Origin of the sequence: Amphritea sp. (assembly GCF_016744155.1) — a bacterium.
In the GTDB taxonomy this organism is placed as follows: Bacteria; Pseudomonadota; Gammaproteobacteria; order Pseudomonadales; family Balneatricaceae; genus Amphritea.
The window spans coordinates 1-23,096 of the sequence record NZ_JADGEW010000021.1 but is presented as its reverse complement, the minus strand read 5'-3'; the positions used below and the strand labels follow the sequence as shown (position 1 = coordinate 23,096).

Annotated in this window: 23 protein-coding genes; 15 read left to right on the top strand and 8 right to left on the bottom strand. The window is 46.6% G+C overall.

Going from position 1 to position 23,096, the window contains the following annotated elements; translation table 11 throughout:
* The first annotated feature begins 59 nt into the window (after window positions 1-59).
* The gene (locus tag QZZ54_RS14460) at window positions 60-785 is read left to right on the top strand and encodes a DNA topoisomerase I (RefSeq protein WP_290703410.1); all 726 of its coding nucleotides are present in this window, start codon (window positions 60-62) and stop codon (window positions 783-785) included.
* Between the two features lie 6 nt (window positions 786-791).
* On the opposite strand, the gene QZZ54_RS14455 is transcribed toward QZZ54_RS14460, so the two are convergent.
* Window positions 792-1,010: a DUF1653 domain-containing protein gene (locus QZZ54_RS14455; protein WP_290703408.1), complete on the bottom strand. Its 219-nt coding sequence runs from the start codon at window positions 1,008-1,010 to the stop codon at window positions 792-794.
* 13 nt (window positions 1,011-1,023) lie between these two features.
* Window positions 1,024-1,530, bottom strand: a complete 507-nt coding sequence (locus QZZ54_RS14450) for a hypothetical protein (protein WP_290703406.1) — start codon at window positions 1,528-1,530, stop codon at window positions 1,024-1,026.
* Window positions 1,531-1,651: 121 nt separating this feature from the next.
* On the opposite strand from QZZ54_RS14450, the gene QZZ54_RS14445 reads away from it, so the two are divergent.
* Entirely contained in the window at window positions 1,652-2,092 is a 441-nt protein-coding gene (locus tag QZZ54_RS14445; protein ID WP_290703404.1) for a universal stress protein, read from the top strand.
* Window positions 2,093-2,109: 17 nt separating this feature from the next.
* Here QZZ54_RS14445 and QZZ54_RS14440 read toward each other — a convergent pair whose 3' ends face one another.
* Window positions 2,110-3,984, bottom strand: coding sequence for an ATP-binding cassette domain-containing protein (locus QZZ54_RS14440; protein ID WP_290703402.1), 1,875 nt, complete (start codon window positions 3,982-3,984; stop codon window positions 2,110-2,112).
* Between the two features lie 180 nt (window positions 3,985-4,164).
* Here QZZ54_RS14440 and QZZ54_RS14435 point away from each other — a divergent pair, with 180 nt between their 5' ends.
* Both QZZ54_RS14435 and QZZ54_RS14430 read left to right on the top strand, forming a co-directional pair.
* Window positions 4,165-6,213, top strand: coding sequence for a transglycosylase SLT domain-containing protein (locus QZZ54_RS14435; protein WP_290703400.1), 2,049 nt, complete (start codon window positions 4,165-4,167; stop codon window positions 6,211-6,213).
* Window positions 6,213-7,022, top strand: coding sequence for a TatD family hydrolase (locus tag QZZ54_RS14430; RefSeq protein WP_290703398.1), 810 nt, complete (start codon window positions 6,213-6,215; stop codon window positions 7,020-7,022). The genes QZZ54_RS14435 and QZZ54_RS14430 overlap by 1 nt, the downstream gene beginning before the upstream one ends.
* On the opposite strand, the gene QZZ54_RS14425 is transcribed toward QZZ54_RS14430, so the two are convergent.
* Window positions 7,009-7,254, bottom strand: a complete 246-nt coding sequence (locus tag QZZ54_RS14425) for a glutaredoxin family protein (RefSeq protein WP_290703396.1) — start codon at window positions 7,252-7,254, stop codon at window positions 7,009-7,011. The two genes, QZZ54_RS14430 and QZZ54_RS14425, sit on opposite strands and share 14 nt — an antisense overlap.
* A 450-nt stretch (window positions 7,255-7,704) precedes the next feature.
* Between QZZ54_RS14425 and phaC the strand changes: the two genes are divergently transcribed.
* The 5 genes from phaC to QZZ54_RS14400 all read left to right on the top strand — a co-directional run bounded on the left by phaC (window position 7,705) and on the right by QZZ54_RS14400 (window position 14,719).
* The gene (gene phaC, locus QZZ54_RS14420) at window positions 7,705-9,450 is read left to right on the top strand and encodes a class I poly(R)-hydroxyalkanoic acid synthase (protein ID WP_290703395.1); all 1,746 of its coding nucleotides are present in this window, start codon (window positions 7,705-7,707) and stop codon (window positions 9,448-9,450) included.
* Window positions 9,451-9,531: 81 nt separating this feature from the next.
* Window positions 9,532-10,899: an MATE family efflux transporter gene (locus QZZ54_RS14415; protein WP_290703394.1), complete on the top strand. Its 1,368-nt coding sequence runs from the start codon at window positions 9,532-9,534 to the stop codon at window positions 10,897-10,899.
* A 56-nt stretch (window positions 10,900-10,955) separates the two neighbouring features.
* Window positions 10,956-11,945: a DUF3080 family protein gene (locus QZZ54_RS14410; protein ID WP_290703393.1), complete on the top strand. Its 990-nt coding sequence runs from the start codon at window positions 10,956-10,958 to the stop codon at window positions 11,943-11,945.
* A gap of 101 nt (window positions 11,946-12,046) precedes the next feature.
* Window positions 12,047-12,754, top strand: a complete 708-nt coding sequence (locus QZZ54_RS14405; RefSeq protein ID WP_366645665.1) for a transglutaminase-like cysteine peptidase — start codon at window positions 12,047-12,049, stop codon at window positions 12,752-12,754.
* Between the two features lie 30 nt (window positions 12,755-12,784).
* Complete coding sequence (locus tag QZZ54_RS14400) at window positions 12,785-14,719, top strand: EAL domain-containing protein (protein WP_290703392.1); 1,935 nt, start codon at window positions 12,785-12,787, stop codon at window positions 14,717-14,719.
* A 92-nt stretch (window positions 14,720-14,811) separates the two neighbouring features.
* On the opposite strand, the gene QZZ54_RS14395 is transcribed toward QZZ54_RS14400, so the two are convergent.
* The gene (locus QZZ54_RS14395) at window positions 14,812-15,261 is read right to left on the bottom strand and encodes a ProQ/FinO family protein (protein WP_290703391.1); all 450 of its coding nucleotides are present in this window, start codon (window positions 15,259-15,261) and stop codon (window positions 14,812-14,814) included.
* Window positions 15,262-15,341: 80 nt separating this feature from the next.
* On the bottom strand, window positions 15,342-15,581 hold the full coding sequence (gene tusA / locus QZZ54_RS14390) for a sulfurtransferase TusA (RefSeq protein WP_290703520.1): 240 nt from the start codon (window positions 15,579-15,581) through the stop codon (window positions 15,342-15,344).
* Window positions 15,582-15,734: 153 nt separating this feature from the next.
* Here tusA and QZZ54_RS14385 point away from each other — a divergent pair, with 153 nt between their 5' ends.
* Complete coding sequence (locus QZZ54_RS14385) at window positions 15,735-16,016, top strand: antibiotic biosynthesis monooxygenase (protein ID WP_290703390.1); 282 nt, start codon at window positions 15,735-15,737, stop codon at window positions 16,014-16,016.
* A gap of 61 nt (window positions 16,017-16,077) precedes the next feature.
* Here QZZ54_RS14385 and rlmM read toward each other — a convergent pair whose 3' ends face one another.
* Both rlmM and QZZ54_RS14375 read right to left on the bottom strand, forming a co-directional pair.
* Entirely contained in the window at window positions 16,078-17,139 is a 1,062-nt protein-coding gene (gene rlmM / locus QZZ54_RS14380; RefSeq protein WP_290703389.1) for a 23S rRNA (cytidine(2498)-2'-O)-methyltransferase RlmM, read from the bottom strand.
* 19 nt (window positions 17,140-17,158) lie between these two features.
* Entirely contained in the window at window positions 17,159-17,764 is a 606-nt protein-coding gene (locus QZZ54_RS14375; RefSeq protein ID WP_290703388.1) for an alpha/beta fold hydrolase, read from the bottom strand.
* A gap of 376 nt (window positions 17,765-18,140) precedes the next feature.
* Between QZZ54_RS14375 and ccoN the strand changes: the two genes are divergently transcribed.
* The 5 genes from ccoN to ccoG all read left to right on the top strand — a co-directional run bounded on the left by ccoN (window position 18,141) and on the right by ccoG (window position 22,871).
* A complete protein-coding gene (gene ccoN, locus QZZ54_RS14370; RefSeq protein WP_290703387.1) occupies window positions 18,141-19,571 on the top strand; it encodes a cytochrome-c oxidase, cbb3-type subunit I in 1,431 nt (476 codons plus the stop codon).
* A gap of 24 nt (window positions 19,572-19,595) precedes the next feature.
* On the top strand, window positions 19,596-20,213 hold the full coding sequence (ccoO, locus tag QZZ54_RS14365) for a cytochrome-c oxidase, cbb3-type subunit II (protein ID WP_290703518.1): 618 nt from the start codon (window positions 19,596-19,598) through the stop codon (window positions 20,211-20,213).
* A 6-nt stretch (window positions 20,214-20,219) separates the two neighbouring features.
* Window positions 20,220-20,405 carry a cbb3-type cytochrome c oxidase subunit 3 gene (locus QZZ54_RS14360; RefSeq protein ID WP_290703386.1) on the top strand — a complete coding sequence of 62 codons (186 nt, stop codon included), beginning with the start codon at window positions 20,220-20,222 and terminating at the stop codon, window positions 20,403-20,405.
* Window positions 20,402-21,289: a cytochrome-c oxidase, cbb3-type subunit III gene (gene ccoP / locus QZZ54_RS14355; protein ID WP_290703385.1), complete on the top strand. Its 888-nt coding sequence runs from the start codon at window positions 20,402-20,404 to the stop codon at window positions 21,287-21,289. Before QZZ54_RS14360 ends, ccoP begins: the two co-directional genes overlap by 4 nt.
* 166 nt (window positions 21,290-21,455) lie before the next feature.
* Window positions 21,456-22,871 (top strand): cytochrome c oxidase accessory protein CcoG, encoded by a 1,416-nt coding sequence (gene ccoG / locus QZZ54_RS14350; protein WP_290703384.1) that lies wholly within the window; start codon window positions 21,456-21,458, stop codon window positions 22,869-22,871.
* The last annotated feature ends 225 nt before the right edge of the window (window positions 22,872-23,096 follow it).

The following is a 23,096-nucleotide window of genomic DNA, read 5'->3' as shown; positions in this document are numbered from 1 at the left end:
GCTTAAATGCAGTATGCTGCCGCCATTACTAGTCTCTTTAATTACAACTACCTGAGAATATGTTGCAAGACAACCTGATTTTTCTTTTTTCTTTAATTGCTGTGGGCTTTATCGCACTACTGGTGAACTATTTTATTTCAACCAGAGAGCAGCAACAGGAATATCGTGGCAAGCGTTTGAAAGAGCTACGCAAACAGTCTGACGACGCGCTGACGACGCTGGCTGTGCTCCGAGAAGCCAATTGCCGCCATGAGATTACCGACGCACTCAGCAGCTATATCATCGGCATGATCGAAGAGATAGCCCTGCTTGCTCCGGGCTCCGACCTGTTGCAGGAAATTAGCGCACAAAAAGAGGGAGCGGACCGTACAAGCCCGGTCTCTGGAAGCTTTTCCAATGATCGGGCGCTGAAACGGGCCCAGATCCACATCCAACATGCAGAAAAACTCTGCATCGAGATGGCCAAGAAGGGAAAGCTCAATATTGCAAGAGCTAAGCAGTTCCAGCAAGACCTCTACTGGCTTCACGTCTGCGTTTTTGCTGATGCCCATATTGAACAAGGGGATTACTACCTGGATCGTGACGACAAACTAGTCGCAATGTCTCACTACAAACACGCAAAAGCGATCATCGCACGGACCAGCGTGCCGCAAAAACAGAAACAAGATTATGTTGATAAAATAAGAGAACTACTCAACAAAGCTCGTCCCAGCAGTGCAATGGCAGCAGGCAACCTTGCTGCGTCGCTGGAAGAACTTAAAAAAGAGAAAGCCAACGAGGAATAGCAGAGCTCAGTCCGCTTTGATCAGATCGAAACGAGGAACCCTGCTACCATCACTGATGGTTACCCGTTCGGCGAACATACCCATAGGCCGTACCCAAACAGCTTCATCTCCATAACATTGCTTATACACTACCAGCCACTCCTCAGTTTCTGAGTGCCTTGCGAGGTGAAGCACTTGGTATTCTGAGCCTTTATAATGTTTATATAAGCCTGTTTTCAGCTCCATGTTAACCCCCGTTTTAAAATTTCTGTTCCATGAACGGCTGCATCAATTGTTGCAACATCTCCAGTGAGTTTTCATCCCCTCTCTCATCCCAGTAGAGAGACAAGTGAACCGGTGTTGACTCTATCGAAGACACACCGTCAGGAAGCTTTTTGATCAATTCATTTATTGACTCTAGCTGAGCTTCACTCAGGCAGCGCTCGCCAATCCCCCAACACCAGCCTTCGGGTAATCCTGTATCGGCAATGGCCGTCTGACGAAACACCTGCCATTCTATGAAGCCCTCTCTTTCACTTTTCTGCAGGTTGAATCGAGGCAACCGGTAGGCGGTAGCAGATAACACTTCTGGCGCCACTTGTCCTGCCGCTCTGGGAGGCGTCACACGAACGATCTGAACATGAAAGCCCTGACGAGAAGCCTCCAGCCGTAACTTAGCCAGAAAGCGCTGTCGGGGACTGGGCATCACCCACATCATCGACCCCAGCAGTGACATCATAATCAGAACAATAATTGCCCATTCCATTTTTCACGCTCCGCTAACTAGTTGATCCCGGTCAGATTTCAAACCGGAAACGCTATACTTTCCATAAAGTATGGAAACTCTATGCTACTCTCAAAGATAGAGAGCAACAGGAGAAAAACCTATGTCACTATACAAACACATACTCTTGGCTATCGATCTGTCAGAAGACTCTGACCAACTGATAGACAAAGTAAAACTTTTGGCCCAAAGCACTGAAGCTGAACTTTCAATGATCCATGTAATTGAACCGCTTAGCTTCGCCTATGGAGGCGATGTCCCAATGGACCTCACCGCCATTCAGACACAGCTTGATGAACACGCACAAAGTAAAATGGCAAGCTACCGTAAACAGCTCGAATACCCGGTAAAAGAGTGTCATGTTGTTTCAGGACACACTGAAACCGAGGTTCACAGAATTGCAGACGAAAACCGATGCGATCTGATCATTGTCGGCAGCCACGGACGCCATGGACTCGCATTACTATTAGGGTCAACCGCTAACGGCATATTACATGGCGCTAAATGCGATGTACTGGCGATACGAGTAAACGCTAAAGAGTAGAGGATAACCTCTACTCTTTACTGCATCCCTTCCAACTCGACCCAACGTTCCATCAGCTGTTCGAGCAAAGTCTCTTTTTCCTGCAAATCGGCCAGTTTAGAACTCACATGCTCCTGGTTACCGGTATAAAAATCAGCAGCTCCGGTTTCCAGTTGCAGTTGCTCCAAATCAGATTCTGCTTGCTCTAGCTGGCCCGGCAACATATCTAACTCCCGTTGAAGCTTATAACTAAGTTTCTTCTTAGGAGGCTCAATCTTTGCCGCTTCAACAGTTTTTTCGACCGGCTTAATCAGAACTTCAGCCCCCGGTTCCGGGCGCTGTCTCAACCAATCTTCATAACCACCAACGTACTCTTGTATTCTGCCATTCCCTTCAAATACGACCGTTGAGGTCACAACATTATCCAGGAACGCCCGGTCGTGACTGACCAACAACAAAGTCCCTTTAAACTCGAGTAAAATCTCTTCCAGCAGCTCCAGAGTTTCAATATCAAGATCATTGGTGGGCTCATCAAGAACCAGCAAATTGGATGGCTGACTAAAGAGTTTAGCCAACATAACCCGGTTACACTCACCACCTGAAAGCGCTTTTACTGGAGTGCGCGCTCTTTCTGGTGAGAACAGGAAATCACTCAGATAACTGATGATATGCCGTGACTTACCATTAATAGTGATACTTTCCCGGCCCTCAGAAATGTTATCGATAATGGTTTTCTCAGGATCGAGCTTGCCCCGCAACTGATCAAAATAAGCGACATTCAAGCTTGTACCAAGCTTAACTTCCCCCTCATCAGGCACAAGCTGTCCCAGCAAAATTCGCAACAAGGTACTTTTACCGATGCCATTCGGACCAATCAAGCCGATGCGATCTCCCCGCTGAACAGAAAGCGTCAGGTCGCTAATAACCGGCACGCCATTGTAGGCCTGACTAACATTTTCCAGTTCGATAACAAGCTTTCCAGAACGATCAACCTTATCCATCTGAAATTTAGCTTTGCCCTGCTTCTCGCGTCGCTGTGAACGCTCTACACGCAAATCTTTAAGTGCACGAACACGGCCTTCATTACGGGTTCGACGAGCCTTTATGCCCTGACGTATCCAGCGCTCTTCTTCGGCAAGACGCTTGTCAAACAGGGCGTTATTACGCTCCTCCTCTTCCAGCAGTTTTGCCTTCTGTTCGAGGTAGGTAGCATAGCTTCCTGGAAACGAGGTCAGATGCCCTCGATCTAACTCGATTATCCGGGTGGCTAACCGTTCCACCAGAGATCTGTCGTGGGAGATAAACAGAACTCCCCCCCGAAACTCCATGATCTGTTTTTCGAGCCATTCGATGGTTTCGATATCCAGATGGTTTGTTGGCTCATCTAATAGCAGAATATCTGGTTCCTGAACCAGAGCGGCACCCAGTGCGGCTCTGCGACGCCAGCCACCGGATAGAGAAGACATTAGTTTGTCTCCATCCAGCTCCAACCGCTCAAGCACTTGTTGAATTTTTTGTTGCAGATGCCAACCGTCTGCCAAATCTATCTCATGTAGCAGGTGTTCCATCTCAGCCATATCTGAATCTGTGTGATTCACAGCCAGAGCTTCATAACGGGTAAGTAGCTCCATTGTCTCAGCGCACCCCGAGGCAACAACATCTCTTACTTTCCGGTCATCAGCAACAGGTAACATCTGCGATAGTTCCGCAATACGGGCTCCGCCATCCTGCCACAGCTCACCATCATCAGTTGCCTGGTGGCCGGCTATAACTTTCAGCAGAGTCGACTTACCTGCACCGTTTATACCAACCAATGCAACCCGTTCACCCTTTTCAAGTTGAAAGTCGATATGGTCGAGTAGTTGTTTATCGCCAAATGCGACAGAGACTTTATCAAGTCTGATCAGAGCCATGCTTAAATCCACCAAAAACGTTGGCCGCATATTCTACAGAAAAAATGCACTCAGGCGTGTTACTCATTACAAATATTTTTTTCTAATCAAATTGAAATTATTAAGCATAAAATAATTCACCCATTCGGTAGATATTTTTCTCGAGTTTGTCATCGCTTTGCCGCTATGATGAGCATATCGGTGACTACAAAAATGATGCACATGCCCTATACCCCAAAGCTTTTCAGCCTTACCCACTTGATCTGCTGCCTGATTCTGTGCAGTTTGCTGCCAAACATTGCCGCAGCCATTTCGATCGAGGACTCTCGCAAGCTCTATAGCCAGGCTTCTGAGGCACTTAAAGCGGATGAAGATGATAAATATTTTCAACTGAAAGCTAAGCTCACCGCCTACCCACTCTATCCTTATTTGGTACAGCAGGAGCTCGAACATAACTTCGACAAGGTTACTCAGCACCATATAGACCGATATACCGAACAGTACAACGAACTTCCTCCCACATATATTCTTCAACAGAAATGGCTCCGCTTTCTAGCATCACAAAAACGCTGGAAGCAGTATGTCACTGCCTATAAGTCCACCCCTATAAAGAGAGAGTTATATCAATGCCACTACCGCAACTCACTTTTGAAAACAGCACAACCCAAGTCTGCTATGAAGAATATAGGCGCCCTATGGAATACCGGACACTCAATTTCTAAGGCTTGTGATGAGGTATTCAATTACTGGATAACCCAGTCATCGGGGCCTAGTAGCGAACTTGCTTTCCAACGTTTCTGGAAATCGGTAGGAAATGACAACATCGCACTGGCACGCTACCTAAATCGATTTTTAAATTCAAAACAACAGCAAACGACGGAACGTTTGTTTCAGGTATCAAAAGACCCCTCCCTGGTTATAAATCCAAAATTTTTACCGGGCGATACTATTGCTAGCAGGAAGACCTACCTCTACGGATTAAATAAACTTTCAAAGAAGAATCCTCTTTCGGCTGCGCAGATCTGGATTAAGCAACGTACAAAGCTATCTTTCAATTTCGAAGAGCAACAAAAGCTTAATCGAGACATAGCTCGTCGCTTAAGCTACAGAGCCGATGAGACAACAGACCAATTACTGGGTGAGTTAAATATTTTTGCCGATGAAGAGATCCATAACCTACGTTTCAAGCTGGCACTGACCAAACAAAACTGGCAGAAAGTTCACCAACTCATTGATGAGCTCACTCCTGAATCTCAATTGCAGGAACGATGGACCTATTGGAAAACAATCTCTGCCAGTCATATTAAAGGGCTGAAGCCAGTCTATTCTGATGCCTTCGTGAAGCTAAGCAACCAACGTAGTTACTATGGCTTACTCGCCTCGCGCACTTTACAAAGCCGTTTTCGCTTGAACCCTCAGCAAGACAAGGTAACTGAACTTTCACTGCAAGAATTAGCCACCTCGCCGGCTATGCGTCGAATGCATGAACTCTATCAGCTGAATAGCCTGTATCTTGCCCGCCGTGAATGGAACCAGCTAACCCGTGGCTTTGACAAAGCCCAGCTAAGAACAGCAGCAACAGTAGTGCATCGCTGGGGCTGGCATAATTTGGCTATTGCCGGGATTGCTAAAGCCAAATTCTGGGACGATATCAGCTTACGTTTTCCAATGCCCTATTCTGATATATTCGACAAGCTTGCAGGCGATTATAAAATTGACACGAACTGGGCTAGGGCTGTTGCCCGTCAGGAAAGCGCTTACCAGCCCTATGCCCGATCCCGCGTAGGCGCCAGAGGCTTGATGCAACTCATGCCGAAAACAGCACAATCAACGGCTAAGCGAAACGATATTAGTTATAAAGGAGTTGCAGACCTTTACCAACCTGAAACCAATATCAATCTGGGCGTCGCTTACCTTGCTGAAATGCAGAAAAAATTTAAGGGTAACCAGGTACTCGCGACAGCAGCTTACAATGCAGGCCCCCATCGGGTGAAAAAGTGGCTTAAGCAGCGCGGAGAACTCCCCACTGATATCTGGATTGAAATGATCCCGTTTAAAGAAACCCGTAAATACGTCATGAGCGTCATGGCCTATCACGCGATCTACCGCACATTAGCAGGCCAACCCTCCCACATTCTCGAGGGCCAAACAGCCTTTCGTATCGCACTGAAGGACTCAACCAGCGCACAACAAGCAGAGCGCTTAAGAAACTTCATCCAAACTAACTCGGCGACAACACTGACTCAATAATGAACGAAAATTACTACAAATTGACCGATATCGGCATCAATCTGACAGATAGCGCCTTTGATTCAGATCGGGAACAGGTTATTTCCGACGCATTTGATACGGGCGTTAAACGCCTTCTGATTACCGGCACCACTGCCGCTGAAACTGAGCAGGCGGTTAACCTGTGCAAGGAACATTGTAATCGCCTGTTCTGCACCGCCGGTGTTCATCCCCATTACAGTAAAGAGTTCTCCCCAGACGTACGCCAGACACTGGACGCTCTGATTAAAAACCCGGAAGTGCTCGCGGTGGGAGAAACGGGGCTGGATTTTAACCGAAACTTTTCAACACCAGAGCAACAGATCCATGCCTTTGAGCAACAACTGGAGTTAGCCTGTGAAGCAGACCTTCCCCTATTCCTCCATGAACGGGATGCGCATAGAAAGCAGACAGAAATGCTCCGCCATTTCCGGGATCAGACGGCCGGCGGCGTAGCCCACTGTTTTACTGGAAATAGACAAGAACTCTATAACTATCTGGATCTGGATCTGTATATAGGAATAACCGGTTGGATCTGCGATGAGCGCCGCGGCAGTGAGCTGCTAGGGCTAATTAAAGACATTCCTGCTGAGCGGTTATTATTTGAAACCGACGCGCCATATCTGATTCCACGAGACATAAAACCAAAGCCCAAAAGTCGCAGGAACCTGCCCTGCTATCTTCCTCATATTCTTGAAACAGCGGCTCGAGCCAGGAGTACTGATCCGGCCGAGCTGGCACTGCAGACAGAAGAGAACGCTGAACGCCTGTTTCGGTTTAATCAAACCTAGCAATAAAACTCTGTAGCTGATTAGAATCAAAGGGCCAGCGTAGCTCATCACCGCTTTGCTCATCCAGCAGAACCGGAATAAGCAAAGCATATCTATCCATCAACTGGTCGTCATAAGCAATATCAACCTCATCGACCTGATGCTTTTGCGGGTTCAGGTTACTGACAACAACGTCAACTGCCTGATCACACAGATGACAGCCTACACTGCTCAACAGTAGAAACTGACGCATATACACTCCTTCAATTAACCCCGTGTAAACGAGAAAAACACAATTATATAGCACCTCTCTCCCTTCATCATACTGAATAGCTTATGCCTTAAGAGCTCGTATTCTTTTACCCCCACAAAGATATCAAACCCGCTTTGCATACGGCATATAACAGCAGAATCTTGTCAGTGTTCCTAATAAATCAACACATTAACCAATAACCACAACTACATAATCAGAATGAACCTTTAACATGTAACTAAAGTAGGGTAATTTATCCTTGCTGCGCTGCATCAATTTGTCTATGCTCATGGGCTCTGTTTGATAAATAGCCAGTATTGTTTAAGGTTCAGGATTAGTTTAAAAAGGCTATTCAGATATTTAACCGATTGTAGCTGGTCCTCCGTATGCGATAGCTAACCAAAGAAGTTAGCAATGCATCTAAGTTAGGTTCAAAAAGAAGGCAGTTTTATGGAAAACAACAGCAATATCCTTTCTAACCCGAAAGAATTCATCAATTACCTGAATCAGGAGAGCCAGAAAGTTCTGGAGATGTACTCCCAAACCGGCGGCGATAAAGATCTGTTCAAAGATTTCTCTAAGTCATGGACTGAACTGGCTGCACGCTCTTTTGAAGATCCTACTGTATGGGTGCGCGCAATTACAGATTACCAGCAGGCTCAGATGAACCTGTGGCAAAATATTCTTACCGGTAAAGCGACCGACAAGCCTGTCGCGGCACCAGAAAAAGGAGATCGTCGTTTCGCCGCTGAAGAGTGGAGTCAGAACCCTGTATTCTCCTATATCAAACAGTCTTATCTGCTGACTTCCAATCTGATGAACGACATGGCTGCTAACGCCAACCTGGATGATAACGAGCAGAAAAAGCTGGAGTTTTATACCAAGCAGTATATCGATGCAATGTCTCCAACCAACTTTGCTGCGACAAACCCTGAGGTCCTTCAGCAAGCATTGGATTCCAATGGCCAGAGCTTAATTGATGGCTTACAGAACCTGATGGGAGATATGGATAAGGGCCGTATCACCATGACTGATGAGTCCGCCTTCACACTGGGCGAGAACATAGCCACCTCAGAAGGCGCCGTTGTCTTCGAAAACGAAATGCTACAACTAATTCAGTACAAGCCAAGCACTGAAAAAGTATTTACTCAGCCGACTCTGATCGTGCCACCTTGTATCAACAAGTTTTATATTATGGATCTGCAGGAGCATAACTCCTATGTGAAATATTGCGTTGATCAAGGCCAAACCGTATTTTTGGTTTCCTGGGTTAACCCAACCGCAGAACAGCGTGAAATCAGCTGGGATAACTATGTTGAAGATGGCGTATTAAAGGCTATTGATGCTGCGAAGAAGATCTCTGGATCGAGCAAAATCAACGCTACTGCGTGGTGCATCGGCGGTACTATTCTGGCATCTACCCTTGCCGTCATGGCAGCCCGTAAAGATGACTCTATTACTTCTGCAACCTTCCTGACAACACTGACAGACTTCACCGATCCTGGCGAGCTCAGCGTATTTATCGATGAGCAGCAAGTAAAGAAGCTCACTCAGAAAGTAGACGACGAAGGCCTGTGTAACGGGCGTGATCTGGCTAGCGCATTCAACATGCTGCGCTCAAACGATCTCGTATGGTCTTATGTGGTCAACAATTACCTTAAGGGCAAGAATCCTGCTCCATTTGATATTTTGTACTGGAATGGCGACTCCACTAACTTGCCAGCTAATATGTACAATTACTATATCAACGAGATGTACATCAACAACAAACTGTCTCAACCAGGTGGTCTGACTATCTGCGGCGAGTCAATCGATTTGCGCAATATCACGATCCCTGTGTACTTCCTATCAACAATCGATGACCATATTGCACCTTGGAAAGGTACCTTTAAAGGTACTGAAATGATGCAGGGCAACATCGAATTCGTACTGGGTGCCAGCGGACACGTAGCAGGAGTTATTAACCCTGCTTCTAAAAACCGTCGTAACTACTGGACCGGTGGCGAACTCGGACAAGGCGCTGATCATTGGCTGGAAACCGCTGAGAAGCAGGAAGGTAGCTGGTGGCCAAACTGGGCTAAGTGGCTGAAGCCTAAGTCAGGTAAAAAGATTGATGCTCCTAAAGAGCTTGGTAACGATGAGTTCAAGGTTATTGAACCCGCACCAGGTCGCTATGTTGCAACTTGCATTGACTAATTAACTCAGCTGTCGATAATAAACCGGAGCCTATGCTCCGGTTTTTTTTGCCTAGCCTCCAACTAACGGCCACAGCACCCATTGAAATACAATAACCTGGCATCATTTCGAGAAAGCCGCCAGATTCTCAGCCTAGCTGTCCCAATCATTATTGCCCAACTTTCGCAAACAGCGATGGGCTTTGTCGATACACTGATGGCAGCCCGCTATAGTACCGAAGACCTTGCCGCCGTCGCTCTGGGATCCGGTATATGGTTACCCGTCATGCTCTCACTTAGCGGCGTTTTAATGGCGATAACTCCGACGGTTGCCCAATATGTAGGAAATGAAAGACTGCGCAGAACACGGCTGATTTTCAATCAGGGCGTACTGATATCTATCATCGCAAGTATTATTGCCTGGCTAGTGCTTCGAAATATGGCCCCGGTACTTGAGCTAATGGAGGTTACCGGCAGTCTTAAGCAGAAAACCATCAATTATCTTGAGGCACTTTCATGGGGCGTGCCCGGCATGATGCTTTACCAAAATTGCCGAAGCTATTGCGAAGGTTTTGGCAAAACAAAACCACTGATGAAGATAGGTATCTTCGCCCTACTCTGTAATATTCCACTCAACTGGCTGCTAATCTACGGTAACTTTGGTTTTCCTGAGCTTGGCGGTGAAGGTTGTGGCTGGGCGACCACAATAGTTATGTGGGTCATGGCTATTTCAGCGATTATCTACCTTAAGACATCGCGTCACTTTCGCCACCTAAAATTAATTAACAGGCCGAAACTCCAAATCACGCTGTTGTACAATCTCTTACGTATCGGTATCCCCATCGGCTTCACCCTGCTAATCGAGGTCAGCATGTTTACCGTTATCGCCCTGTTAATCGCTCGGCTTGGGGAGTCGGTTATTGCCGCCCACCAAATAACACTCAGCTTTACCGGACTCGTATTTATGATTCCGCTGAGCATATCAATGGCACTGACAATCAGGGTCGGGCAATTACTCGGTCAGGGCAGTCACAGTGACGCAAGAATCGCCGCCGGAACCGGTTTAGTTATCGTCTGTTGTACTGCAATCATCTCTTGCACAATGATATCCCTATTATCAATTCAGATTACCGGGCTTTACACCGATAAACAGGAAATTATTAAGCTCGCCAGCAGCCTACTATTGATCGCGGCCATTTTTCAGATTCCCGATGGCATTCAGGTTGCCACTATCGGCGTACTAAGGGGACACAAAGACACCGAAATCCCACTATTAATGGTCTTTATCGCATACTGGGTGATAGGCCTTCCTCTCGGCTATCTGCTAGGCCTGACAGATCTATTGATTCCGGCAATTGGCGCCATGGGTTTCTGGATTGGGCTAGTCATAGGCATAACGGTCAGCGCTATACTACTTGTACTGCGATACCGGAGCATTCGCCAACAATGCCGAATTACAGAAATAGCCTAATCCCCCTACTTTGCACAGTATTGTTACTGGGCTGCGATAATCAGCAGCCAGAGCAGATGCTGGAAACTTACAGCATCCGTGTCGCCAACAGCCTCGACATGGATACTGAAGAGCTGGATTTAAGCCAACCACTAAAACTACCCAGCTACCCACGGCGGCGCGAGCGTATAAAACAAGTCACGGACCTCCGCCAGGGGTTAATAGAGGTTTTAAACCTGCGCCATTGCCAATTATTAGACCTCATTGCAGAACGCAACAGCTCACTTGGCAAAGTAATGCCCCCCTCTAAAAAAATGGTTTATGAAATCAGATTATACAGCGGACTTAGAAACTGCTTACAGAGATTAGAAAAGACAGAGACAGACCCGGCACTAATCCAGCAAATTCAAACCATTTTCACGGTTAAGCATAACGAGCTTGAAGCAAACCTTTGGAACGGAATATTCACCAGTGAAGCGGTTGAAAGAAACTTTTCATTATCTGAGCCGGCACTCCCCCTTCAAGAGGAAGCTGGGTTCAGCCAAAGTCGTCAGGCACTGATAATACTTAATCAGATAGCCAGTCTTAATAACAACCGGGAGAAGTGGTCTGATTCCGGCTATCTCGACCAACTTGAAAGTCATTTACATGCTTTATACAGCCTGCGCTACGGTAGCCGCTGGCTCCGCTCACTCGCCCTTATAAAGAATACTTTGAACCACACATCAGAAGTTATTGAAGAACGCCTCAAAGAGCGACCTCTGTGCTTCAACCAGCAAACGACACCCAAAGCCCGCATCGTAAAAAATGTATTCAATAAGTACTATGCAGGGCAAGTACAACCCTACATGGCACGTATTGACCGCCAGGGAAAAGAATGGCTCGCACTCAACCGTAATTTACTCGGCAATTTCACTGACATTCCTCAACCCATGCAGGCGTACAAGAACCAAATACTGGCAGCAGATGCTCCACTCTGGTTAAACTACACTCAGGCACGCGACAGACACATCCTCGCTTGGCAAACACTATTGAAACAGTGCAATCTAATGCCGGGCAGTTCCTAGCAGACAACCCCATTTTGAGTATATAACTGAAGCGTTACTTCTACAGCTATGAAACAATGAAGATTCCCTTAATTATCAAGAATTTTAAGCAATAATTAACTGTGGTTAAAGACGCTTTAAAGAGCCAGCACCATTCCGCTTCAGGCCGATCTCCATCTAGCTTGTCTGTACTCTTTGGCCTGATTTTTCTATCCCTCGCCTATAGTCTAACCGCTGCCCCCGATTTCAATATCAAAATGTCTGAAGCTCAGATTAAAAAACTTGGACAGAAATATGGCGAGATGGCTGAACGCCGGCTGAGAGCATGGCAAAGCCTGATTGTAGATATCGCCAACTATGATGAAGATGAAAAGCTGCACCGGGTAAATCGCTTTTTCAATCAGCTACGTTTTATCGACGACATCATTCACTGGAAAAAGAAAGATTACTGGGCCAGCCCGGTTGAATTTCTCATAACTAATGGCGGCGATTGTGAAGACTTCTCAATCGCTAAGTATTACACGCTACGCCAGCTTGGAGTGCCGATTGAAAAGCTCAGCATTGCTTATGTTAAAGCACTGAAGCTGAACCAGGCACACATGGTACTGACTTATTACCCCTCTCCAGGCAAGACCCCGTTAATCCTGGACAACCTGATACCAGAGATAAAACCAGCAAATCGTCGACTTGATCTACAACACGTATACAGCTTCAATGGCGACAACCTCTGGCTGTCAAAAAAAGGACGTCGTAGCACACTCGTGGGGACATCAGATCAGCTGAAGCCCTGGGTACAATTACAATCACGAATGGAAAATCAGGATTTCTGACCTGATCTGTGAGAACAAGAGGAATTAAGCATGTCGATCGTTAATCAGTTAATGGCCGCCGTATTAGCCGTACTGATCGGATTAGTTTCCGGCACGGTATACCTGATGTCCGATAGTTCGAAGGAGATGCTGTTAAATCAGCTGGAATCTCATGGTCAGGACACTGCAACCCACCTTGGGCTTTATCTTGCGCCCTATATGGCTGAGCGTGATTTAGCGTCAATTGAAACCACGGTAAACGCTATTTTTGATAGCGGATTCTACCAACAAATCCGGGTAGTTGACGCCAACAACCAACCACTGTTTGTCAAAAGCACAAGCGCTAAGATAGATGAAACCGTACCTGAGTGGTTTGTCGAACTGGTAGAGATAACACCTCCGGAGATGACGCGTGAAATAACCAATCAGTGGCAAAAAGCAGGTTCCATTTTTGTTCAAAGCCGTGCTGGGTACGCCTATGAGCAGCTGTGGCGCGGTGCTGAGAAAACCTTTGTCTGGTTTGTAGTGCTGTCTCTGTTCAGTATGTTCTTTATCAGCCTGCTAATGCGCTACATACTCAACCCTTTAAAAGGCGTCGAAAAACAGGCCTTAGCACTGTCACAACAGAAGTATATTGAGCAGAACAGCATTCCGGGCACCCGGGAGCTTAAGCAGGTTGTTCTTGCAATGAACATGATGGTGCGCCGGGTTCGTACTATGTTCAATGAACAAGCCAAAAACATCGAAGAGATTCGCCGCACTGCCTATCAGGACGATCTGACCGGGCTTGCGAATCAGCGGGCAACGTTCACCCAACTTAATGAACGCATTGATTTCCGAAGGGATTTTGGCCCAGGCAATCTAATTCATCTTCAGATAGCCGATCTGCAACAACTCAATAACGAACTTGGAATGGAAAAAGCTAATACTTTCATTCGCGCCTGTGCCGGCCAACTAAAACAATTGGCCCGATTAACGGAGGAGCCCGTGATTGGTCGCATCAGTATTTCAGAGCTTATATTGCTGAGTGACATTACAAATCCTGACCAGCTGCAGAGAGAGTTAGACAAATTAGCTGCCAACCTTAAAAACGCCTACCGTCAACTGAACAATACCAGTGAACGCAAAGCGTTCTTCGTAGGTGTAGTCTCCTATGCAGAACAGGGCAGCTCCAAAGAACTGCTTGTTAACGCTCGATCTGCTACCGAAAAAGCGCGCAAAGACAATGCCACTATATACTGTGAGAGCACTGACAACACAGATACACAAAATAGCTGGCATCAGCACGTGAGTGACAAGATTGTCAGCGGCGATATTTTCCTCCAGGCACAACCCATTAAACAGGTGACCGATAGCAAGAACGTAATCCATCACGAAATTTATGCTCGCATCCTTAATCAGGACAACCAGCCCTGTATGGCAGGCGAATTCATCAGCGTGGTCAAACAGCTTAACCTAATGACAGCTCTGGACAAGTCAGTGCTGAATTCAGCCATTAAACGACTGACAAAAGATCCTGACTTAACGCTAGGCGTGAACCTGAGTAACGATTCCGTTCGCGATACAGCCTTCTGCGACTGGTTAATCAGCGCCGTATCCTCACTATCCCGGCCAGAACATCTCTGTATCGAGATAAACGAAACCTCGGTACTGAACAACCTTAATCAGGTGGCCCTGTTTCGAGATCAACTGAAGCAAGCTGGCATTCAATTTGGTGTAGATAACTTCGGTATCAACCCTGCCGGTTTCAGCTACCTTTATACTGTTCACCCTGATTACATAAAGATAGATGGATCGCTAATAAGAGAGTTAGACAGCCGTGCGGAAGACCGTTTCTTTGTCAGAAGTCTGGTAACCGTAGCCCATAGCCTTGATATCAAGACCTATGCTGAACACGTAGAGCGAGATTCTCAACTCAACCACCTACGCCAACTTGAAGTAGATGGATCTCAAGGATGGATTCACGGTAAACCTGAACAGTTTTAAGCCCTAAGGCATTCAGCCTCTGAATACCTGCCATCCATCTCCTCAGAAACAAAAAAACCGCCATAAGGCGGTTTTCTTAATCAGAAGTACGATCAGCCTTTCTTTGTCAGCAACATTTCAAGCTTATTGTTGAGACGCTCGTCCTTCTCTTTAACTTTTTGCTTAGCTTTCTCTTCCTGCTGCTTTTGCTGGCGCAGCTTATTGACCTCTTTCAGCTGGAGCTTTGCATGCTCCGCTTCAGATTCAGTAACCGCACCCGAAGCCTGGGCGTCTAATCCGATGCGATCAGCCCCTTCTTTCAGACTACGAAAGTAATAGGGAGAACGCACATACGAAGCTAGTGCTCTCTTAATCTTGTTTTTCGCTAACTTCTCATCGGCAATCAGGTCTTCTTGAATACCAATCTTTAATGGACGCATGTTTTCCCGATTAAAGACTTCCGGGTATGCATCACACAGCAGTTGCAGAGCAGCCTGATTGGCCGCCCGATTTTTGGAACGGGTGCGAGTTTTTGATTTATCCGCAGTTTCTGTTGCTGTCACAGTAAGTTTCTCTCAACTGTTTATCTTGCGGCCCTCAGGGCCTCTTAAAATTATCGGCATCTGATCCCGAATAAGACAGGTTACTCACCTTTTCGGATCAGATATAAAAATTGATTATCTACAGCTTTCTGAGCGATTAGCTCATGTCCCAGAAAGGTACAAAACTTCGGCACATCTCGCTGCGTTGAAGGGTCAGTCGCCGTCAATTGCAATACTTCACCTGTCGCCATTTCACGCACCTCATTGTGCAACAGCATTACCGGCTCGGGACAGAACAGACCAGTTGCATCCATAACCTTATCCGCTTTTACTTCAACCATCAGTAATACCTCTAATACATCAGGTGCATATTGTCGCAAATTCAGCACCATAGAAAAACCTATCTTTTTGCCAGATAACGTTTTACTCACTACATTTGAGCTATTATATTGAAATAAATGAAAATAATTTTGTTCAGCTAACGGAGAGCAAAGATGATTCGAGTATTGATTGAACGCCATATTGCCGATGACTTGGCAGAGCACTACGAAAAAGCTGCCCGCAATACCTTACAACAAGCGATGCAAGCCCACGGTTTTATCTCCGGGGAATCGCTAAAAAACAGTAATGACCATAATCATCGTATCGTAATGGCAACATTTCGCACCTTACAGGACTGGCAGCGCTGGCACTCCTCCGCTGCACGCAAAGAAATCATGGAAGCCATTATGCCAATGCTGGAATCAGAAGAGAAAATCACAGTCCTGGAACATTGACCGAGACAAACAAGTCCTCAGGAAATAGGATCAAGGGCCTAGCCCTTAATCCTGAACTATTCTAAACACGATCCAATAAACGTACATGCACAGTGATCTCTTCCCGGTCATGATACAGGTGTTTAGCGGCAATACTGGCATTAAGACCGGCGTTATTCAGTTCATTCTGCAGATATTCCAGACAGCCTTTAACCTCGGGATAACGCTGTTTCATCGGCAGCTTCAGATTAAACACCGTTTCTCTGCACCAACCTTCTACCAGCCACTGAGCCATCAGCCTGATAACACGTGTAGGTTTATCAATAATATCACACACCATCCAGTCAAAAGACTTATGAGGCTGATAGCTGAAGGCGTCTGCAGCCAGGTGAGTAACTTGCCCTGACTCCATTAAAGAATCAGCCATAGGACCATTATCGATAGCCGTAACGAACATGTTTTGGTTTACAAGCTGCCAGGTCCATCCTCCTGGTGCCGCTCCTAAGTCGGCGGCCCGCTTACCACTGCTAATAAACTGTTGCCACTGTTTCTGAGGTATAAACCAATGCCACGCTTCTTCAAGCTTCAGTGTTGAACGGCTTGGCGCTTGCTGAGGAAACTTAAGACGCATGATCCCCATCGGCCAGGGAGCCGAATTATTCACCGGCGCAAAACCGATATAAAAACAGCTTCCTGATAGAGCAAAAATATGTAATCTGTTTGAAGCATTACGAGGCAACAATCCCTGCTTACGCAACGTTTGGCTAAAAGCTGAGCCAAAACTATTACAGAAACGCTGCATCTCTCGCCCTTCGGTCGTATCAGAAGGCTCAACCCACAACTCATTACATTCCGGTAGCTCTGCAATATAGCCGCTTAATGCAACAATACGATCATTAGTATCCACCTCATCAATCAGAGGCAGACAGGCAATCCATTGACGAGTAAAAACCAGATCACGAAAATTCAGTTTTTCTACTGCGAGACTTGCTCCATCAGATTGCTGACTGATAAAAAGAGCATAACCAGTGTTCTCTTCCAGCTTACAATAACCGTATATCCCCTGTTGTTCACACAACTCACGGATCTCAGCAGCGCACTCTTTCTCAAAGCCAGGGCGGCAATAGAGCAGAAGGTGATTCACAGGGCAGTACCTCTATATTTCAATCGTAGATAGTCAAGAGCGTGGATTCTACTGCATGAGCTATATGTTCGTCCTGCGTTATTCCAGATCTTTTTAGTGGTTTAAGGTCATGGTCTCCACTCTCCAGCCAATGGACAGTGACAGAATCTGACAGAATATATTCATCTACAACCTCTTTGCGCCCCATTCCGTCTCTAGTACCTTGAAATATATGTACAGGCTTGGCGACTGACACAAGATGCTCTGTTCTCGGCCGATCAAGCTTACCGGGCGCATAAAAAGGGTAGCCATAAACAAAACACCCTTTAACCCTTGGGTCTTCCGCCAGGTGGGTTGCCATTCGCCCGCCCATGGATTTACCCGCTAACCAGAGCGGGACATCCGGATCGGTAAAACGCTCAATCATTTCTGTAAAATAGTCGAGTAACTTAGGCTGCCGATCCGGAGGACGCTTCTTTCCATCTACTCGACGTTTCTGCATGTAGGGAAATTCAAACCGGATCACCTCAACACCCCCTGCAGCCAAACCTGACGATATTTGATCCATAAACAGGCTATCCATTGGCGCTCCTGCTCCATGCGCCAACAGAATTTTCCCCTTAACCGGCTTCCCTTCAATCAACATTCTTTACTCCGCCATCACAGAAAGTGGTTAATTATGCGCCAAAACGCGCTTGATCCACATCAATAAAATATAAATTAGTAACTTTTGATACTGGCTTAATAATGATCAACTTCTGTCCAAAACATCAAAAACAATAATAATACATACCCATATTGGAACAATATAAATATTCTTTTCCATTATATTTCAACAAGATGAAGCATAATAATCATACGAAACACATCAACCATGAACTTTAGTATTATTTTTTTGCAGTGCGGCACTATGACGCAACTAATACCGTTGACGCATTGAAATATGGTCGCCATTTCAACATAATAGCCAGCGGAAATTTACTTTCTAAACCTTTCTAATAGCTTGTTGATGAGAGCCTGATATGAGCACAGCAGCTGAACACCCAACCTACAATTACAAGGTGGTGCGTCAATTCGCCATCATGACAGTGGTATGGGGAATTGTCGGAATGGCCGTGGGAGTGCTAATCGCATCCCAGTTAGTATGGCCTGCACTAAACTTTGATACCGCTTGGTTAACTTACGGTCGCTTGCGTCCGTTGCATACCAACGCTGTTATCTTTGCATTCGGAGGCTGCGCATTGTTCGCATCCTCTTACTACGTCGTACAGCGTACGAGCCAAACTCGCCTGATCTCTGATAAACTGGCCGCCTTTACATTCTGGGGCTGGCAACTAGTTATTCTGAGCGCGGCAATCACCCTACCACTAGGTCTGACTTCTTCTAAAGAATACGCAGAACTAGAATGGCCGATTGATCTGCTTATCACCGTAGTCTGGGTTGCATACGCTATCGTGTTCCTAGGTACAGTGAAGATGCGTAAGACATCTCACATCTACGTGGGTAACTGGTTCTTCATGGCCTTCATCATCACAGTTGCTGTACTGCACATTGTAAACAGCGCAGCGATGCCTGTATCTCTGTTCAAGTCTTACTCGGTTTATCCGGGTGCTGTAGATGCGATGGTTCAGTGGTGGTATGGACATAACGCTGTAGGTTTCTTCTTGACCGCTGGCTTCCTGGGTATGATGTATTACTTCGTACCGAAGCAGGCTGAGCGTCCAATTTATTCTTACCGCCTGTCTGTAGTTCACTTCTGGGCTCTGATTGCGACTTATATGTGGGCTGGTGGTCATCACCTGCACTACACTGCCCTGCCTGACTGGACTCAGTCTGTAGCAATGGTTATGTCTTTGGTTCTGCTAGCACCTTCTTGGGGCGGTATGATCAACGGTATGATGACGCTATCCGGCGCTTGGCATAAGCTACGCACAGACCCTGTATTGCGCTTCCTGGTTGTTTCTCTGTCTTTCTATGGTATGTCTACCTTTGAAGGACCGATGATGTCAATCAAGACCGTAAACGCTCTATCCCACTACACTGACTGGACTATCGGTCACGTACATGCGGGTGCTTTGGGCTGGGTTGCGATGATCTCTATCGGTGCGGTTTACCACATGATTCCACGTCTTTGGGGTAAAGCTCAAATGGCGAGCATGGCATTGGTAAATACCCATTTCTGGCTGGCAACTATCGGTACTGTACTGTACATCTGCGCGATGTGGGTTAACGGTATCCTGCAAGGTCTGATGTGGCGCGCGGTTAACGAGGACGGCACCCTGACTTACAGCTTCGTAGAAGCACTGGAAGCAAGTCATCCTGGTTTCTTCGTTCGTGCTCTGGGCGGTGCATTCTTCCTGACTGGTATGCTGTTAATGGCATACAACGTTTGGCAGACTGTACGCAAAGACAGCACAGCTCCTGCAGCTAACGCTTCTGCGCAAGCAGCTTAAGGATCAGAGGAGCATATTGAAATGATCAAACACGAAACGATTGAAAAGAATATTGGCATCATGATCCTGCTGATCATCCTGGTGATCAGTGGTGGTGGTCTTGCTGAAATCGTACCTCTGTTCTTTAGCAATTCGACAACTAAGCCAATCGAAGGTCTGCGCACATATACTGCGCTTGAACTTGAAGGGCGCGACATTTACATCCGTGAAGGCTGTAACGTATGTCACTCCCAGATGATTCGACCTTTCCGTGCAGAAACCGAGCGCTACGGTCACTACTCAACTGCCAACGAGCAAGTTTGGGAACACCCATTCCTATGGGGCTCCAAACGTACCGGTCCAGATCTGGCCCGGGTCGGTGGTCGTTACAGTGATGACTGGCATCGTGCACACCTGTATAACCCACGCGATGTAGTACCTGAGTCTAAGATGCCGTCCTACCCTTGGCTGTTTGAAAACAAGCTGTCAGGTAAAGACACCGCAACTAAGATGCGGGTTCTGGCTAAACTTGGTGTTCCATACACCGAGGAAGACGCTGCAGCTGCTAAGGAACAGGTTGAAGGTAAAGCAGAGATTGATGCTCTGGTTTCGTACCTTCAGGCACTTGGCAAAACCCACTCTGTTTACAACAACAAGCGGTAATCCAGAGTGAGCTACGAAGTTTACGGTCCTTACCTTCCGGTGCTGATGCTGATCACCTTTATCGGACTCTTTATCTGGGTCTTACTACCGGGTAACCGCAAAGGTTTTGAAGAGGCATCTAACCTGCCCTTCGAAGATGACGAGCAGGATCAGCGGACGCTAGGAACTGATAACGGGAGAAAAGAACAATGAGTGCTTTTTGGAGCGCATGGATAACTGTAATCACACTTGCAGTTATATTAGGATGTGCATGGTTGTTGCTGGCTACCCGCCGCAGCGAGCCGCACAAAGAAGCGACCGAGGAAACTCTGGGTCACTCTTTTGACGGGATTGAAGAGTACGATAATCCTTTGCCTAGCTGGTGGTTGAATATGTTTGTTGCAACCATTGTCTTCGGCTTAGTTTATCTGACCCTCTATCCTGGCTTAGGTAACTTCAAAGGAGTTCTGGGCTGGACGTCTGCAAACCAGTGGGAAGAAGAGATGGCACATGCGGAAGAGGTTTATAAACCTATTTTCGCTAAGTACGCAACTATGTCCGTTGAAGATCTACAGGCTCAGCCTGAAGGTCTGAAAATGGGTCAGCGTATGTTTGCCAACAACTGCTCACTGTGTCACGGTGCCACTGGCGCTGGTGCACACGGCTTCCCTAACCTGACCGATAGTGATTGGCTGTATGGTGGTGCTCCGGCAACTATCCAGCAGACTATTGCCAATGGTCGTCAGGGTGCAATGCCACCTTGGGGTGCGGTTCTGGGTGAAGAAGGTGTTCGCGATGTGACTAACTATGTTATGTCATTGAGCAGCGCCGATCACGATGCTGATGCAGCCGTTCGCGGTGAGCAACAGTTCCAGGCTCTGTGTACAGCTTGCCACGGTGCAGATGGTAAAGGCGTTCAAGCATTGGGCGCACCTAATCTGACTGATGGTATCTGGCTGTATGGCTCTACTTTTGAGAAAGTAAGCCACACAATCCGTACCGGTCGTAATGGCGTAATGCCAGCACATAAAGATCTACTCAGCGATGATAAGATTCAACTTATCACTGCTTACGTGTACAGCCTCTCTAACAAGTAAGGCTCAGATCAATAAAAAAGGCGATATGATAAAAATCATATCGCCTTTTTTTGTGCTTCAGCTTAACTACTGCTGCAAACCGGGTATAATATGCAAAATCGCTAATAAACCTTGAACCGCTTGGTTTTGATAGCCGAATTACGATTACTTTATGGTGAGGAATGGTATGAATCAAATACCAGTTAAGGATGTAACCCCAAAGGGCAACAAGGGGGATGAAAAGTACGACTTATATGCCAAACGTGAACATATTCATGTAAAGTTTTACAAAGGCTTTTTTAAAAATTTACGGACAGTATCCGGCTTCATGATGCTGGCTATGTTTTACGGTTTTTCCTGGATTCAGTGGGACGGCCATCAGGCTATTCTTTTCGATCTGCCTCGTCGGCAGTTCAACATCTTTAATTTTACCTTCTGGCCACAGGACTTCATGCTCCTGTCCTGGTTACTGATTATTCTTGCCTTTGTGCTTTTCTTCGTCACCGTATTTGCCGGACGTTTATGGTGTGGATACGCCTGCCCTCAATTTGTCTGGACCTGGTTCTTTATCTGGGCGGAACGCATCAGTGAAGGTGATCGAAATCAGCGTATGCGCCTTGATAAAGCTCCCTGGAGCGGTAACAAAATCATGAGAAAGGCCGCTAAGCACTTTCTTTGGTTAACTATTGCAGCATTATCAGCCGTTGCTTTCGTTGGTTACTTCACCCCTATTCGCGAACTTGCGCCTTCAGTCCTCGTCTGGAATCTTGGTCCCTGGGAAACCTGGTGGATCGGCTTTCTGACAGTAGCGACCTATGCTAATGCTGGCTGGTTGCGCGAACAGGTGTGTATTTACATGTGCCCATATGCCCGTTTTCAGAGCGTTATGTTTGATCAGGACACTCTGGTTATCTCTTATGATAATATCCGCGGTGAAAATCGGGGTAAGCGTAAGAAAAGTGCTGATTATAAAGCTGATGGTCTGGGCGACTGTATCGACTGCGACAACTGTGTTCACGTCTGCCCAGTAGGCATTGATATCAGGGACGGCCTGCAATACGAGTGCGTTGCTTGTGGTGCTTGCGTCGATGCTTGTGATGATATTATGGATCGCATGGGTTATGAGCGTGGTCTTGTTCGCTATACCACAGAGCATGCTTTAGAAGGCGGCCAAACTCATATTTTACGCCCACGTCTGATCGGTTATTTCATTGCCATCTGCGCCATGTTTATCGCCTTCAGCTACACCCTGTACAGCAGAATTCCACTTGAAGTTGATATACTTCGTGACCGAGGTCAACTTTATGTTGAAGCGTCCAACGGCATGATAGAAAACGTATACACTCTCAAACTTGCGAATAAGTCACAGGACGATCATCGTTTTAGCATCGAGGTAAGAGGTGTTGAAGGGCTGACCATGTCTGGGGATAGTGAAGTGCTAATTCGCGCTGGCGAACTACTTGATCATCCTGTAAGTCTACAGGCAGATCCTCGCTTTCTTGAGCGCCCGAACTACGACATTATGTTTCGGGTTCAGGCTTTAGATGATGAAAGCATTCTGGTTAACGAGGAAAACCGTTTTATCGGTCCGGTTGCGCGCTAAGCAAAGCCTATCCTCCCCTAGCCGACTGAGTTAAAATAGCTGCCGGAATTATCTCCGAGCAGCTATTTCTTTTTTTATAAGGAATCCTATGACTACCCAACAAGCCGGCCCCTGGTACAAACAACCTTGGTTGTGGTTTATTTTGGCACCTCTAATCGCCACAGTACTCTACTCTACGGTCTATATTACCGCCTCTATCGTCACTAATGATGGCGTTGTACTTGA